Here is a 14,605-nt window from a genome sequence, read left to right on the forward strand (position 1 = left end):
TCACTATCAGGAGTCGAACACCATGGCACACATCATCAATCGGCGTGGCTTCCTCACGCTCACCGGTGCGGCTGCGGCCGCTGCAGCCCTCGCGGCGTGCAGCGGTCCCGGATCGGGATCGTCCGGCGGCGGCGGCGTCGAAGGCGATGCGAACACCATCAACTTCTGGTCGAACCACCCGGGCAAGTCCCAGGAATTCGAGAAGGAGCTGATCTCGCGGTTCCAGGCGCAGACCCCCGGACTGACGGTCAATCTCATCGACGGCGGCAAGAACTACGAGGAGGTGTCGCAGAAGTTCAATGCGGCATTGTCCGGCAACGATGTGCCCGACGTAGTCGTACTCTCGGATGTCTGGTGGTTCAACTACACACTGACCGGTGCGATCGAGCCCCTCGACAAGCACTTCTCTGCGGCCGGGGTCGACCAGTCCGATTACGTGGATTCGCTGCTGGCCGACTACAACTGGAACGGGAGCCACTGGGCTCTGCCGTACGCTCGCTCCACTCCGCTGTTCTACTACAACAAGGCCGTCTGGTCGGCAGCCGGCCTGCCCGATCGCGGACCGGCCACGTGGCAGGAATTCGACGAGTGGGGCCCGCGCATCCAGGCCGTCGTCGGAAACGGCAAGCTCGCCCACGGCTGGGGCAATGCCGTCGACTATCTCGGGTGGACGTTCGAGGGACCGATCTGGACCTTCGGCGGATCGTACTCCGATCAGTTCGAGCTGAAGTTCGACGACCCCAATACCATTGCGGCAGGCAAGTTCCTGCAGGACATGATCCACACCAAGAAGTACGCGGCGGTCTCCAACGACATCGCCAACGACTTCGCCGCGGGCATCCTCGCATCCACGATCGCCTCCACCGGAGACCTGTCCACCATCACCAAGGGTGCCGCGTTCGAGTTCGGTACGGCCTTCCTGCCGGCCACCGACGGCGCGCCCGGATGCCCCACCGGCGGCGCGGGTCTGGCCATCCCGGCCAAGATCTCCGACGAGCGAAAGGTGAACGCGCTCAGGTTCATCGATTTCGTGACCAACGGCGCCAACACTGCGTACTTCTCGCAGAACACCGGGTACATGCCGGTCCGCAAGTCGGCGCAGCAGGACCCGTCGGAAATCGCGTTCCTCGAGGCCAACCCGAACGCGAAGACAGCCGTCGACCAGTTGGCGCGCACCCGATCCCAGGACGCTGCCCGCGTGTTCGTGCCCGGCGGCGACAAGATCATCGGTAGCGGTCTCGAGCAGATCGCTCTGCAGAATGCCGATGTCGCAACGACATTCGCGTCCGTCTCGGATCAATTGCAACAGATCATCGACCGCCAGATCACCCCGAAGCTGCCGAAGTAATGGCGACCGTTCACTATGCGGGTGTCTCGCACAGGTACCCGGGCGCGGACTCTCTCGCCGTCGACACGCTCGAACTCGACATAGCGGACGGCGAGTTCATCGTGCTGGTGGGGCCGTCCGGATGTGGAAAGTCGACGAGTCTGCGGATGTTGGCCGGCCTCGAATCCGTCGAAAGCGGCCACATCGACATCGGCGGAGTGGACGTCACCTCGCTCGCCCCACGGGCGAGGGACGTCGCGATGGTGTTCCAGAACTACGCGCTGTACCCCAACATGACCGTCGGCGACAACATGGGCTTCGCACTGCGAAACGCGGGAATGAGCAAGGCCGACACAGCGGCTCGCGTACTGGACGCCGCGAGGATGCTCGAACTCGAGCCGCTGCTGGATCGCAAGCCCGGCAAGCTCTCCGGTGGGCAGCGGCAGCGAGTGGCCATGGGGCGAGCCATCGTTCGTCAACCCAAGGTGTTCTGCATGGACGAGCCGCTGTCCAACCTCGACGCCAAATTGCGAGTGTCGACGAGGGCCCAGATCGCCGGACTGCAGAAGCGATTGGGTACCACGACCGTGTACGTCACCCATGATCAGGTCGAGGCGATGACAATGGGTGACCGGGTTGCGGTGTTGCGGGACGGCAAGTTACAGCAGATCGCCGCACCGCGGGAGCTGTACGACAACCCCGTCAACACCTTCGTCGCCGGGTTCATCGGGTCTCCCGGCATGAACCTCGTCGACGCTCCCGTGCACGAGGGCGCTGCGGTCCTCGGAGACGTTCGGATCCCTGTTCCGTCGTCGGCGGGCCAACGCGTCGTCGTCGGAGTTCGGCCGGAATCGTGGGAGCTCGTCGGCGAACATGCGGGTGGACTCCGGCGCACCGTCGAATTGATCGAGGAATTGGGTGCGGAGTCGTTCGTGTACGCCTCGGCACCCAACGCCGACGGTCAGTGGACGACGTCCTCGGGACGTATCTCGGTGAGGGTGGATCGCAAGCTGTCGGTCGCCCTCGCCGAGACCGTCCGGTTGAAGCCGGTGCTCGACGAACTGTTCTTCTTCGACGCCGCTACCGGCCTGCGGTTGTCCTGACGGGTTCGCCCAGATCCACCGGAAGTGTTGCCCACCCGTGCAATACGCGCGTGTCGCGACGGGTTCCCTCGCCTGCAGAACGTAGGTGGGGGAACCTGTCGAACAACGTCTTCAGACCCACCTCCGACTCTGCCTTCGCCAGCGCTGCGCCCAGGCAGTAGTGGCGTCCGCCGGAGAACGACAGGTGCTTACCCGCGTTGTCGCGGGTGACGTCGAACCGGTCGGGGTCCTCGAAGACCAGCGGATCGCGGTTGGCACCGGCGAGCACGAGGACGACCAGTGAGTCCTTCGTGATCGGCACGCCCTCGACGACGACGTCGTGCTTGGCCGCGCGAGCCGTCAGCTGAACCGGAGATTCCATCCGCAACATCTCGTCGATCGCGGTGGGCCAGTGCGATGGATCCTGTTGCAGCACAGCCAGTTGATCCGGATGATCGAGCAGGAGTTGGATGCCGCTGCCGAGCAGATTGACGGTTGTCTCGAACCCGGCCGCCAATACCAATCCTGCTGTGGCCCTGAGCTCTTCGTCGTTCAGGCCGATGCCCTCGTCCTCGGCGGCGATCAGTTGGCTCATCAGGTCGTCGCCGGGGTTGAGGCGAAGTTCGGCGATGTGCTGCGAGAGCCACGCGTCGAAACCGATGAGGCCACGCTCCACCTGCTTGAACTGGCTCCACGAGATACCGATGTCGAGGCTGGGTGCCGCCATTTCGCCGAATTCGAGGACGCGCTGATTGTCCTTCTCCGGAACGCCGAGGATGCGGCCGATGACTGCGACGGGAAGGCGAGCGCAGTACCTGTCGACGATGTCGACGACAGGGCTGCCGTCGGACAATTCGTCGAGTAGCGCGTCCGCGGTTTCCTGCACCTGATCTCGCATCTGCGCGACCGCCCGAGCGGTGAAGACCGAGGACACCAGCTTGCGGTAGCGGGTGTGATCGGGCGGCTCGACCGACAGCAGGGACGGTGGGAGGATCGGATGCAGGGCACCGGAGCGGGTGTGTCGTTCCACCCACTTCAGCGGTGCCGGCAGCGTGCCGCCCAGCTGGGTGACCCGAAAATCGTCGGAGCGCAGCAGCGCGAACGCCACCCGGTGATGCACGGTGATGTTGGAGATCCGAGTCTTCACCAGCGGTGCCGTCGCCCGAAGTTCCTCGTACACCGGCGTCGGATTTGCCCGCGTCGCCGGATCGGCGACCAGCATGGCCTGCCGGTCACCGGCGGCCGCGGCACGCTTGGCCCCGAACCTGATGACCCCGTGTGCCGCGATCCACCGTACGAATTCCCTCATCCGACTGTCCTCCCCGTTGTCCCGCCCTATGTGAGTGGTTTCTCGTAGCAGACTACGAAGTTCCACTCACGTGCTACCAGATCTTGACGCGCTTCCCCGGGTCCAAGTACAGCGCATCACCGGGCTGAACGTCGAACGCTTCGTGAAAACTGTCCAGATTGCGCACGACTCCGTTGCACCGGAACTCCGGCGGCGAGTGCGGATCGACGGCGAGACGGCGAATTGCCTCGGCGTCTCGTGCCTTGGTGCGCCACACCTGCGACCAGCCGAAGAACACGCGCTGCAACCCGGTCAGGCCGTCGAGCACCGGTGCGTCCTTGCCCTCGAGCGAGATCTCGTAGGCGGCGACGGCGATGGACAGGCCACCCAGATCGCCGATGTTCTCACCGATGGTGAATTCGCCGTTGACCTTGTGGCCGGGCAGTGCCTTCGGCTCGAATTCGTTGTACTGCTCGATCAGGGCTGTGGTGCGCTTGCCGAATTCGGTGCGGTCGCTGTCGGTCCACCAATCCACCATGTTGCCGTCGCCGTCGTACTTGGCACCCTGGTCGTCGAATCCGTGCCCGATCTCGTGCCCGATGACGGCTCCGATCCCGCCGTAGTTGGCTGCGTCGTCGGCCTCGGCGTCGAAGAACGGCGGCTGCAGAATTGCTGCGGGAAAGACGATTTCGTTCATCCCGGGGTTGTAGTACGCGTTGACGGTCTGCGGCGTCATGAACCATTCGTCGCGATCGACCGGACCGCCGAGCTTGTCGAGATCACGCTGATAGTCGGCCTCGTAACCGCGGCGGTAGTTGCCGAGCAGATCGTCGGCGGTGATGTCGACGCTCGAGTAGTCGCGCCAGCGGTCGGGGTAGCCGATCTTGGGAGTGAACTTGTCCAGCTTGTCCAAGGCCTTGCGGCGCGTCTCCGGGCTCATCCATTCGAGCTCGGAGATGTTGCGGCGGTAGGCCTCGGTGAGGTTGTCGACGAGCACCTGCATGCGTGCCTTCGAGTCCGCCGGGAAGTGGCGTTCGACGTAGAGCTTGCCGACGGCCTCGCCGAGGACGTCCTGTACGAGCGAGACGCCGCGCTTCCAGCGCTCGCGGTTCTCCTCGGTTCCGGTCAGCGTCGTTCCGTAGAACGCGAAGTTCTCGTCGACGAGTGCGCTGGTCAGGAACGGAGCCCGGGCATGGACGACGCGCCACGCGAGCCACGCCTTCCACGTCTCGATGTCCTCCGACGTCCACAGGGACACGAACGTGTTGACGAACGGTGGCTGGCGCACGACGATCTCGGCGAACTGTTCGGTGGTGCCGCTGAGGCCGGAAATCCATGCGGTCCAATTGAATCCGGGCTCGTTCTGCACCAGAGTGTCGAACTGGACGAGGTTGTAGCTCTTCTCGGCGTCGCGCCGGGCGACGACGTCCCAGTGGCCCGCGGCGATCTTTCGCTCGAGATCGAACACCGTCTGCGCGTCGTACTCGACGCCGCTGAGCGCGAACATCTTCGCGATGTGCGCGATGTAGCTCGTGCGGATGTCGGCGTATTCGTCCTGGCGGTAGTACGACTCGTCGGGCAAGCCGATTCCGGACTGGCTGAAGTGCACCAGGTAGCGGTCGGATCGCTTGGCGTCGGTGTCGACGTAGTGAGCGATACCGCCGCCGACTCCGGTGCGTTGCAGAGAGCCGAGAACGCCTGCGAGCGTGACCAAGTCGGTCGCATCGGCAACGGCGGCGAGCTCGTCGGCGATCGGGGTGGTGCCGAGCTGTTCGGCCCGGTCGGCGTCCATGAAGCTCGAGAACAGGTCGCCGATCTTCTGTGCGTCGCTACCGGCGGGCGGATTCGCGGCCGCCGATTCTTCGATGATGGTCTGTACATCGACCTCGGCGCGGTCGTACAACGTCCGGAACGCACCGTCGACGGCGCGGTCGGCGGGAATGCTGTAGTCCTCCAGCCATTTGCCGTTGACGTGCACGAAGAGGTCGTCCTGCGCGCGTGTGTTCTCGTCCTGGTAGCTGAGATCGATGCCCGAGTTCACTACTGAAGTCATGTATCCATCTTTACACTCTTGCGCTCGATTGAACGGGTGTTTAATGTGCTGTACATGCGTTCAGCATCCGAGGATCTGACCACTCGCGCGCGGATCCGCGACACCGCGATCGACGTCTTCGGCGTGCAGGGTTTCACCGCCGGTGTGCGGTCCATCGCCAGCGCCGCCGGCGTCTCACCCGGGCTGCTCAACCACCACTTCGGGTCCAAGGACGGACTTCGCGCGGCGTGCGACGAGTACGTCCTGCGTACGATCCGCGAATCGAAGGCCGCCTCGGCCGGTCCTACCGGGGTGATGGAACAGCTTGCTCGCATCGACGAGTACGCACCGCTCGTCGCCTACATCGTGCGGAGCTTCTCCTCGGGCGGAGCGCTGGCCCGAGAGTTGTTCGAGCACATGGTCGACGACGCGGTCCGGTACCTCGACGACGGAGTGCGCGACGGCCGATTCACACCCAGCCGCGACCCCGCGGCGCGCGCCCGGTTCCTGACGCGCCAGAACGTGGGCGGTCTGCTGTTGTACGTGCAGATGGCCGGCCCGGACGTCGATTTCCGTGCGGCTCTCAGCGCGCTCGGTGACGAGGTCATGTTGCCGGCACTCGAGCTGTACACCGATGGATTGTTCACCGATTCTCGAATCTTGGACACCTATCTGGAGGCCGAGCAATGACCGACGCCATCGCAGTCGACGATCTGGTGAAGACGTTCGGTTCGGTCCGGGCCCTCGACGGCCTGAACCTTCACGTCGAGACCGGTGATGTGCACGGCTTTCTCGGCCCCAACGGGTCGGGTAAATCGACCACGATCCGCGTCCTGCTCGGTCTCGTGCGCGCGACGTCGGGGACGGTCCGGTTGCTCGGCGGTGATCCGTGGGCAGACGGCGTCGCACTGCATCGACGGCTGGCCTACGTTCCCGGAGATGTGACGCTGTGGCCGTCGTTGACCGGCGGGGAGGTGATCGATCTGCTCGCCAGGATGCGCGGCGGTATCGATTCCGGCCGCCGGGCCGAGCTGATCGAACGGTTCTCCCTCGACCCAGGAAAGCGGAGTCGCACCTATTCGAAGGGCAATCGCCAGAAGGTCGCTCTGATCTCGGCCCTGGCATCGAACGTGGAGCTGCTGCTCCTCGACGAGCCCACTTCCGGTCTAGATCCCCTGATGGAGCAGCAGTTCGCCGAATGCGTGAAAGATGCTGCGCGACGCGGAGTCACGGTGCTGCTGTCCTCGCACATCCTGTCCGAGGTGGATGCGTTGTGCAGTTCGGTCACCATCGTCCGGGACGGGCGCACGGTGGACACCGGGACCCTGGCGTCGATGCGGCACCTCACCCGCACGACGATGATTATCACTGTGGATCGAGTACCCGGCGATCTCGACAGGCTCTCCGGGGTCAGTGGGGTGACCGTGGACGGGTCCACGATTACCTGCACGGTGGAGAACGAGGCGCTCGCTGCGGTGATGCACGTCCTGGCCGACGCAGGCGTGCAGAGCATGATCAGCTCCGCGCCGACTCTCGAAGAGCTGTTCCTGAGGTACTACGCATGAACAGCCTGAGCGGAACGGCGGCATTGCTGCGGTTGTATCTACGCCGCGACCGACTCGTGTTGCCGATCTGGGTCGTTCTGCTCGGAGCGCTCCCGCTGCTGTACGCGGTCAGCTTCCAGGGGCTGTATCCGACGGCGGCAGACCGTCGAGCATTCTATCTCGGCACCGAGGCAGTGCCGGCGCAAGCGGCTCTCGTAGGGCCGATCTTCGGTAGCGACCTCGGTGCCCTGGTGTCGTGGCGCGCTGGACTGATGCTGACCCTCGTTCCGTTGGCGGCGATCCTCACTGGCGTTCGGCATACCCGCGGTGAGGAGGACGCGGGTCGTGTCGAACTGGTCGGGTCGACTGCAGTGGGCAGATTTGCAGGACTGACGGCGGCCGTGCTCCTGGCGGGCGGCGGCGTGGTGGCGACGGGAATGCTGACGTTCGTCTCGCTGTGGGCGTTCGGTCTGCCGGTGGCCGGGAGCGTCGCGTTCGGTGCCTCGATCGTCGTCGTCGGTGCGGTGTTCGTCGGCTGCGCGGGGCTGGCAGCACAGGTGGCGTCCGGGGCTCGCGCGGCTCGCGGCTATGCCCTCGGCGTGTTGGCCGCAGCGTTCGTTCTCAGAGCGATCGGCGACATCGGTTCGGGAACCCTGTCGTGGTTCTCGCCGATCGGGTGGTCGGCGCAGGTGCGGCCGTTCGCCGACGAACGGTGGTGGCCGCTGTTGCTGTCGCTGGCGACCGCTACGGCGTTCGTCGCCGCAGCGTTCGTGGCAGCGAATCGACGCGATCTCGGCAGTGGCCTGCGGGCCGAACGCCGCGGCCGGGTGGCTGCCGTTCCGTCACTGTCCGGTCCCGTCGCCCTCGCGTGGCGACTGTCCCGCGGAACCACCGTCGTCTGGACCCTCGGCCTCGCCCTGTTCGGTATCGCGATCGGGTCGTCCACGGACGGCATCGGCGATCAACTCGGCAGCAGCGCCGCCATCAGCGACGCACTGGGCAAGTTCGGCGGCACCACGATCGAACAGTCGTTCATCGCCGTCGTGCTGAGCATGGTCGGCATCATGGTGGCGGCTTATTCCGCGTCGGCCGTGCTACGTCTGCACAGCGAGGAAGAGTCGGGTCTGGCCGAGATCGTGCTGGCCACCGGTATCTCGCGCCGTCGGTGGGCGGCGGGGTATCTACTCTTCGCCGTCCTCGGCCCGGTGTGGCTACTGCTGGTCGTCGGCCTCACCATCGGGCTGACGTACGGGTCGGCGACCGGCGATGTATCGGGCGAATTGCCGTCCGTCGTGGGCGGTGCACTGAGTCAGCTCCCGGCCGTGTGGGTGGTGACGGCCATCGGCGTGGCTCTGTTCGGCGCGGTACCTGGGTTCGCGACCGTCCTGTGGGCGGTCCTGGGCGGCTTCGTTGCCCTGGGGCAGATCGGGGCGGTGGTGGGGCTGCCGCAGTGGGTACAGGACATCTCGCCGTTCACCCACCTGCCCAAACTGCCAGGCGGAGAGTTCTCGGTGACGCCCTCGCTGTGGCTCGTCGTTATCGCCGCCGCCGCAGGCGGTGCCGGAAGCACCGCGCTGCGTCGACGGGACGTCCGCGGCTGAGTGAATCGGCCGCGACTCAGTTCGGTGTCGAGTCGCCGTACTGGTTCTCGACGTTCTGCTGGAATTCGTCGGCGCATTGTTGTTGCGCTGCAGTATCGCTGCCTGCGTTGGTCATGCAGTCGGTGAAGTCCTGTCCACCGACTGCGTTGAACAGGCCGACGCCGACGACGACGAGAACGATCGACAAAGCCGCCGCCACGAAACCGAGAATGATCGCGATGAGAGACACGGTGCCGTTGGTGGCGACGCGCTTCTTGTACCTCGACCGACCGATGAAGCCGAGGACGATCGCGATCAGGCCGAGAACAATGCCGCCGACGATGGTCCAGGAGAACAGCACACCGAGAATCGCGAGAACCAGCGCCACTGTGCCGATGGTGTTCTTCGGCGCTACCGGCTGTTGCTCGTATCCACCCTGCTGATATCCGCCCTGCTGGGGGTACTCGCCGGGTGAAGGGTAGTTTCCGGGCGGGGGATAGTCATTCGACACGTCTGATACCTCCGTGATCGGCGATCGTGAACGCTCGGAGTGTATGCAGGTCACTGTCGTGCGCGCAGACGCCACGTGCCCCCGTGATCAACTTGTCATCGAGCGTCCCTGTCAGCCGCCCAGTCGCGAGTGCATCTCCCAGATCAGGATCTCGGCTGGTTCCGAGGCTGTAACTCGCTGTCCGCCAGTGGAACTCATGCGTACCGCGTCACCCTCGTACAGTTCTCCGATACCCTCCATCGAGACGGTGCCGCGGACCACGAACACATGCACGAACGGTGCGTCGGGAACGGTCACGGTCGAATCCGGTGTCAATCGCGCAGCGTGCAACGCGGCAGATTTCTGGCCGATGCCGATGGCCGCCTGACCACGGTGTCGGTTCATTCCCGACGCGACGGTGACGAGTCCGCCGCGCAGCAGTTCGTCGTCGATCTCGAGTTGCTCGTAGCCCGGTGCGGTGCCGGGGCTGTCGGGCATCACCCACATCTGTACGAAGCGGACGGGTTCGGTGTGCCGATTGCCGTCGATACTCCAGGAGTCGTTCTTCTCCGAGTGCATGATGCCTTTGCCCGCACTCATCCGTTGCGCCAGTCCGGGATAGATGATGCCGGAGTGCCCGATCGAATCCTGATGCACCAGAGAGCCCTGCACCACCCACGTGATGATCTCCGTGTCGCGGTGCGGATGCGTCTCGAATCCCTGCCCGGCGGTGACGATGTCGTCGTTGTTCACCAACAACAGGCCGTGGTGGGTGTTCTCGGGGTCGTAGTGCTGACCGAAAGAGAACGAGTGCTTCGAGTCGAGCCAGGACACACGGGTTTTCAGTCGATCACCGGCACGATGCACGTCGATGTGGGCGGTCAGTGGAGCGGACATGTCCCCACTGTACGAGCATGTCGATGCACCGGCGTACGACCTGCATAACGTTCGGGTGTCTTTGCTGCCGGGGTGTGGCGGCGGCCCCGAGTGGGTAGGTTCGGACACGGTACGGTCACACGCTCTGCAACTCCCCGAAGGCGGCGAGAGATACTCATGGTCGGTTCCAGCTCGAGCGCGGCACACGCTGTTCGACACCTGCTCGAGGACGCACTGGTGTCGTGGTTGCCAGGTCAACGATGGTTCGGCGCAAAGGGTTCGACGGTGGGTGCCGTGCGGATCGTCGCTCGGGACGTACTGCACGACGAGCCGCATTTCGCCGCCGAGCACCTGCTCGTCGAGGTGGACCTCGTCCAGGACGGCACGTCGGTGACCCAGACCTATCAGGTGCCCCTCGGTTTCCGCACCGAGGTGCCCGAGGAACTACGCCCGTGGCTGTTGCCGGTGCCCGGTGAGATGGCAGTGTTCGACGGGTTACGTGATCCAGAGATCATCGCCCTGTACGGTGACGCGTTCTCCGATGAGAACCCCACGGGCAGTACCGAATTCAAGGTCGTCGACGGTTCGAGCGTGCCGCAGGGCATGCGCGGTCGGGTTCTGGGTGCAGAGCAGTCCAACACGTCGGTGATCCTCGGTGATCTGCTGCTGCTCAAGCTGTTTCGTCAGGTGCCGCCCGGAATCAGTCCGGACGTCGAGTTGCACCGCGCGTTGGCCGAGGCCGGCAGCGTCAACGTGGCACCGCTGCGAGGGTGGCTCGAAGCGCAGGTCGGCGGTGAGACGACCACACTGGGGATGATCCAGGACTTCGCCGCGAATTCTGCCGAGGGATGGACCACTGCGCTGGCCAGCGTGCGCGAGGTGTTCGATTCCCCCGACACACCGATCGAGAATTTGTCCGCCGATTTCGCTCCCCACGCGTATCGACTCGGCGCTGCCGTCGCGCAGGTACACCACGACCTCGCTTCGGTCTTGGGTACCGCCGAACGTTCCGTGGAATCGACAGCCGTCGAAGAGATCCTCGAGCGCATCTCCGGAGTAGCGCGAGTGGTTCCGGAGATCGCCCAGTACATCCCCGCCGCGACGGCCCTGATCTCACGGGCAGAGGCGTCGAGCAGTACCACCGTCCAACGCATTCACGGCGATCTGCATCTGGGGCAGGTGTTGGGGACCCCCGAACGGTGGCTGCTCATCGATTTCGAGGGAGAGCCGGCCAAGTCGCTGGACGAGCGCAGACAAATGGACAGTGCTTTGCGCGACGTCGCGGGAATGCTGCGGTCGTTCGACTATGCCGCCAACCACCTGCTCGTCGACCTGCCGGAGGACCCGGCTCTACGGGAACGCGCCGAGCAGTGGGCTGCGCGGAGCATCACGGCCTTCTTCGACGGGTACGCGTCGGTGGCCGGCCACGATCCACGCGACGAAGCCGATCTGCTGCGCGCGTACGAACTGGACAAAGCGGTCTACGAGGTTCTGTACGAAGCGCGCAATCGACCGACCTGGCTGTCTCTGCCGATGCGCGCGGTCGAACGGTTGGTCAGCTGACTGCCGGGAAACGGGCTGTAGGGGCGGGCGTGGACCGGCCCGTCTACGACAAGTACCGTATTGCCTGACACGGGAGGCAGGACATGAACGGTATTTTGGCAATTTTCGGCATCGCGGTGGTAGTCATCACCATCGTCGTGGTGGTCGTGCTCGTCGCGGTGTTGTTCGTCGCGTCGATCAAGCCCGACAAGCTGAACATCGACCTCGGTCGCAAGAAGCGTGAACGGGAAGAAAGTTCCTCGAAGGTCTGAGACCTCGGTCACCTCTGGCACCGATTCGCGCAGACGCGGAGTTGTATCGATTCGAAGCGTCGGTCGACGCTTCCGGTTCTACAACTGGAGACCTCGTGAGCACAGCACTGTCAGCGCCTACGGAGCCCGACTGCAGGGCGCGCCTGTTCGGTGAGACTGTGCCGGCCCAGTTCGCTCGTTTCGTGATCGTCGGGGTATCGAGCAACGGCGTCTATGCACTGCTGTTCGTCGCTCTCGCGTCGTTCGGGCCATTCCCCGCCAATCTGGCGGGAGCGTCGGCGAGCACCGTTCTCGCCAATGAGTTGCACCGTCGCCACACCTTCCACGCCGCCGACCGCGTCGGCTGGTTCCAGACCCAGTGGGAAGCGGGAGGACTCGCCCTGATCGGGCTGGGTCTGAGTACCGCCGCGCTGGCCGCAGTCCACCTCCTTGTTCCCGCCGCCGCCACGTACGTGCAAGTTCTGGCTGTGATCGCCGTCAGCGGTCTGGTCGGTGCCGCTCGATTCCTCGCCCTTCGCGGATGGGTATTCCGTTCGCCGAGCCTCCCCGGGATGGAAGCGGCTCATTCGTGATGCTGTGACAGAGCACGACCGGTCTCGAAGAACGGTTGCTACCTGTAACAGAGTTTCGGCGAGGCTTCGTGATAGTCGCCCGTATCGACCTAGGCTCGTGAGCTGACGTCAATGCGAGGAGGCATGTCGAATGGCCAGGGATCTGACACAGCTCGAGCTTCTGCAGGAGCTGGTGCCCACTGCCGAGGACAACGTGAACCGTCACATTTCGATGGCGCGCGAATGGCATCCCCACGACTACGTGCCGTGGGACGAAGGCCGTAACTTCGCCGCGCTCGGCGGTACGGACTACGACCCGGAGCAGTCCAAGCTCTCCGACGTCGCGCAGGCCGCGATGATCACCAACCTGCTCACCGAGGACAATCTGCCGTCCTACCACCGTGAGATCGCCGAGAACTTCTCCCAGGACGGTGCCTGGGGAACCTGGGTCGGCCGGTGGACCGCCGAAGAGAACCGTCACGGCATCGTCATGCGCGACTACCTCGTCGTCACCCGCGGCGTCGATCCCGTCGCCCTCGAAGAAGCCCGCATGATCCACATGACCAACGGGTACGCGTCGCCCGCCGGCGCAGGGGTCGGTCTGTTGCACTCGGTCGCGTACGTGACGTTCCAGGAACTGGCGACCCGCGTCTCGCACCGCAACACCGGCAAGGTCTGTGACGACCCGATCGCCGACCGCATGCTCCAGCGAATCGCCGCCGACGAGAACCTGCACATGATCTTCTACCGCAACATCACCGGCGCAGCGATGGACATCTCGCCGGATCAGACGTTGCAGGCCGTCTCGGACATCGTGACGAACTTCGTCATGCCCGGTGCCGGCATGCCGAACTTCCGCCGCAACGGTGTGTTGATGGCCAAGCACGGCATCTACGACCTGCGTCAGCACCTCGAAGACGTCGTCTGGCCCGTGCTGCGCAAGTGGCAAGTGTTCGAGCGCAACGACTTCACCGCCCGCGGTGAGAACAAGCGCGAGGAACTCGCCGCGTTCCTCGAAGACCTCGAACGTCAGGCCACCAAGTTCGAGGAGATGCGAGATCGCTCGCTGGCCCGCGAACGCGCCAAGGCCGAGGCGCGCGCGTCCTGAGGTGACCCATGTGAGCGGAACTTCGTAGTCTGCTACGAAGTTCCGCTCACATAGGGTGTGGTGTGAACGAATTCTGGGACCGCATTTCCGCGGTGAGTCCTGATCCACCCGTGTGGATCGTCCAAGTGGTTGCCCTGGCGGCGCTCGTCATCGTCGTGTTGCCGCAGACCTGGCGGATTGCACGCAACGTGGTGACCATCGCGCACGAGGGTGCGCATCTGTTCGTCGCGTTGATCACCGGGCGTCAGTTGATGGGTCTTCGGCTGCATTCGGATACGTCCGGCGTCGCGATCTCCAAGGGCAAACCCACCGGGCTCGGGGTCATCGCCATGACTTTCGCGGGCTACGTCGGGCCGTCGCTTCTCGGACTCGGAGCCGCTCTGGTACTGGGTACACAGCGAGCGTCGGCGGTGTTGTGGATCGGCATCATCTCGATTGCGTTGATGCTGTTGATGATTCGTAATATCTACGGACTGCTGTCTCTCGTCACCGTCGGTGGGCTGCTGTTCGTCGTATCCTGGTGGGGTACCGGGGAACAGCAGGTCGCTGCGGCGTACTTCATCACGTTCTTCTTGCTGATCGCCGGTCCGCGCCCCGTTCTCGAACTGCAGAAATCCCGAAGCGCCGGACGGGCGCGGGACTCCGACGCCGATCAACTGGCTCGGCTCACTTTCCTGCCCGGCATCGTCTGGGTCGGACTGTTTCTCGTCGTCACCGTCGGCGCACTCGCACTGGGGGCGTGGAGAATCCTCGTTCCGGTGCAGTGACGACCGGCCTTGGTGTCAGCCCTCCGTCTGTTCACTTCCGTCAACGAACTCACCAGTCGCGTGATGCGCTCTGCTCGGGTCTGCGGTCGCGCAGCATTGTCGATCGGCACCAACAACCGACGCCGGTCGCTCGCTCTCTTCCGCTC

14 protein-coding genes are annotated in these 14,605 nt (G+C 64.6%); 10 read left to right on the top strand and 4 right to left on the bottom strand.

Going from position 1 to position 14,605, the window contains the following annotated elements; genetic code table 11:
- Nucleotides 1-22: 22 nt before the first annotated feature.
- The gene (locus K414_RS0106830; protein WP_027495272.1) at nt 23-1,348 is read left to right on the top strand and encodes an ABC transporter substrate-binding protein; all 1,326 of its coding nucleotides are present in this window, start codon (nt 23-25) and stop codon (nt 1,346-1,348) included.
- Nucleotides 1,348-2,430: a sn-glycerol-3-phosphate ABC transporter ATP-binding protein UgpC gene (gene ugpC, locus K414_RS0106835; protein WP_027495273.1), complete on the top strand. Its 1,083-nt coding sequence runs from the start codon at nt 1,348-1,350 to the stop codon at nt 2,428-2,430. The genes K414_RS0106830 and ugpC overlap by 1 nt, the downstream gene beginning before the upstream one ends.
- On the opposite strand, the gene K414_RS0106840 is transcribed toward ugpC, so the two are convergent.
- Together K414_RS0106840 and K414_RS0106845 are read right to left on the bottom strand one after the other, a co-directional pair.
- A complete protein-coding gene (locus tag K414_RS0106840) occupies nt 2,408-3,718 on the bottom strand; it encodes a cytochrome P450 (protein WP_027495274.1) in 1,311 nt (436 codons plus the stop codon). The genes ugpC and K414_RS0106840 overlap by 23 nt on opposite strands.
- A 73-nt stretch (nt 3,719-3,791) precedes the next feature.
- A complete protein-coding gene (locus K414_RS0106845) occupies nt 3,792-5,750 on the bottom strand; it encodes a M13 family metallopeptidase (protein WP_027495275.1) in 1,959 nt (652 codons plus the stop codon).
- A gap of 54 nt (nt 5,751-5,804) precedes the next feature.
- Here K414_RS0106845 and K414_RS0106850 point away from each other — a divergent pair, with 54 nt between their 5' ends.
- Genes K414_RS0106850 through K414_RS0106860 form a run of 3 tightly spaced genes read left to right on the top strand, consistent with a single transcriptional unit; the run spans nt 5,805 to nt 8,874 of the window.
- The gene (locus K414_RS0106850; protein ID WP_027495276.1) at nt 5,805-6,419 is read left to right on the top strand and encodes a TetR family transcriptional regulator; all 615 of its coding nucleotides are present in this window, start codon (nt 5,805-5,807) and stop codon (nt 6,417-6,419) included.
- A complete protein-coding gene (locus K414_RS0106855) occupies nt 6,416-7,294 on the top strand; it encodes an ABC transporter ATP-binding protein (RefSeq protein ID WP_027495277.1) in 879 nt (292 codons plus the stop codon). The genes K414_RS0106850 and K414_RS0106855 overlap by 4 nt, the downstream gene beginning before the upstream one ends.
- Nucleotides 7,291-8,874, top strand: a complete 1,584-nt coding sequence (locus tag K414_RS0106860) for an ABC transporter permease (RefSeq protein WP_237606147.1) — start codon at nt 7,291-7,293, stop codon at nt 8,872-8,874. The genes K414_RS0106855 and K414_RS0106860 overlap by 4 nt, the downstream gene beginning before the upstream one ends.
- A gap of 16 nt (nt 8,875-8,890) precedes the next feature.
- Here K414_RS0106860 and K414_RS26220 read toward each other — a convergent pair whose 3' ends face one another.
- Both K414_RS26220 and K414_RS0106870 read right to left on the bottom strand, forming a co-directional pair.
- Nucleotides 8,891-9,364, bottom strand: a complete 474-nt coding sequence (locus K414_RS26220; RefSeq protein ID WP_228139326.1) for a DUF4190 domain-containing protein — start codon at nt 9,362-9,364, stop codon at nt 8,891-8,893.
- 111 nt (nt 9,365-9,475) lie between these two features.
- The gene (locus tag K414_RS0106870) at nt 9,476-10,240 is read right to left on the bottom strand and encodes a pirin-like bicupin family protein (protein WP_027495280.1); all 765 of its coding nucleotides are present in this window, start codon (nt 10,238-10,240) and stop codon (nt 9,476-9,478) included.
- A 156-nt stretch (nt 10,241-10,396) separates the two neighbouring features.
- Between K414_RS0106870 and K414_RS0106875 the strand changes: the two genes are divergently transcribed.
- From K414_RS0106875 to K414_RS0106895, 5 genes are all read left to right on the top strand, one after another.
- Nucleotides 10,397-11,782, top strand: coding sequence for a hypothetical protein (locus K414_RS0106875; protein ID WP_027495281.1), 1,386 nt, complete (start codon nt 10,397-10,399; stop codon nt 11,780-11,782).
- An 83-nt stretch (nt 11,783-11,865) separates the two neighbouring features.
- Nucleotides 11,866-12,033: a hypothetical protein gene (locus tag K414_RS29310; RefSeq protein ID WP_167326956.1), complete on the top strand. Its 168-nt coding sequence runs from the start codon at nt 11,866-11,868 to the stop codon at nt 12,031-12,033.
- A gap of 95 nt (nt 12,034-12,128) precedes the next feature.
- Complete coding sequence (locus tag K414_RS0106885; protein ID WP_027495282.1) at nt 12,129-12,605, top strand: GtrA family protein; 477 nt, start codon at nt 12,129-12,131, stop codon at nt 12,603-12,605.
- Nucleotides 12,606-12,735: 130 nt separating this feature from the next.
- Nucleotides 12,736-13,692, top strand: coding sequence for an acyl-ACP desaturase (locus K414_RS0106890; RefSeq protein ID WP_027495283.1), 957 nt, complete (start codon nt 12,736-12,738; stop codon nt 13,690-13,692).
- A 62-nt stretch (nt 13,693-13,754) separates the two neighbouring features.
- Entirely contained in the window at nt 13,755-14,459 is a 705-nt protein-coding gene (locus tag K414_RS0106895) for a M50 family metallopeptidase (protein ID WP_027495284.1), read from the top strand.
- Nucleotides 14,460-14,605: the final 146 nt, after the last annotated feature.

This window comes from Rhodococcus sp. JG-3 (assembly GCF_000482405.1).
Classification (GTDB): Bacteria; Actinomycetota; Actinomycetes; order Mycobacteriales; family Mycobacteriaceae; genus Rhodococcoides; species Rhodococcoides fascians.

Excerpts from the sequence above, each read along its gene's own strand:
- K414_RS0106830 (WP_027495272.1), top strand. The coding sequence starts at position 23 with ATGGCACACATCATCAATCGGCGTGGCTTCCTCACGCTCACCGGTGCG.
- ugpC (WP_027495273.1), top strand. The coding sequence starts at position 1,348 with ATGGCGACCGTTCACTATGCGGGTGTCTCGCACAGGTACCCGGGCGCG.
- K414_RS0106840 (WP_027495274.1), bottom strand. The coding sequence starts at position 3,718 with ATGAGGGAATTCGTACGGTGGATCGCGGCACACGGGGTCATCAGGTTC.
- K414_RS0106845 (WP_027495275.1), bottom strand. The coding sequence starts at position 5,750 with ATGACTTCAGTAGTGAACTCGGGCATCGATCTCAGCTACCAGGACGAG.
- K414_RS0106850 (WP_027495276.1), top strand. The coding sequence starts at position 5,805 with ATGCGTTCAGCATCCGAGGATCTGACCACTCGCGCGCGGATCCGCGAC.
- K414_RS0106855 (WP_027495277.1), top strand. The coding sequence starts at position 6,416 with ATGACCGACGCCATCGCAGTCGACGATCTGGTGAAGACGTTCGGTTCG.
- K414_RS0106860 (WP_237606147.1), top strand. The coding sequence starts at position 7,291 with ATGAACAGCCTGAGCGGAACGGCGGCATTGCTGCGGTTGTATCTACGC.
- K414_RS0106870 (WP_027495280.1), bottom strand. The coding sequence starts at position 10,240 with ATGTCCGCTCCACTGACCGCCCACATCGACGTGCATCGTGCCGGTGAT.
- K414_RS0106875 (WP_027495281.1), top strand. The coding sequence starts at position 10,397 with ATGGTCGGTTCCAGCTCGAGCGCGGCACACGCTGTTCGACACCTGCTC.
- K414_RS29310 (WP_167326956.1), top strand. The coding sequence starts at position 11,866 with ATGAACGGTATTTTGGCAATTTTCGGCATCGCGGTGGTAGTCATCACC.
- K414_RS0106890 (WP_027495283.1), top strand. The coding sequence starts at position 12,736 with ATGGCCAGGGATCTGACACAGCTCGAGCTTCTGCAGGAGCTGGTGCCC.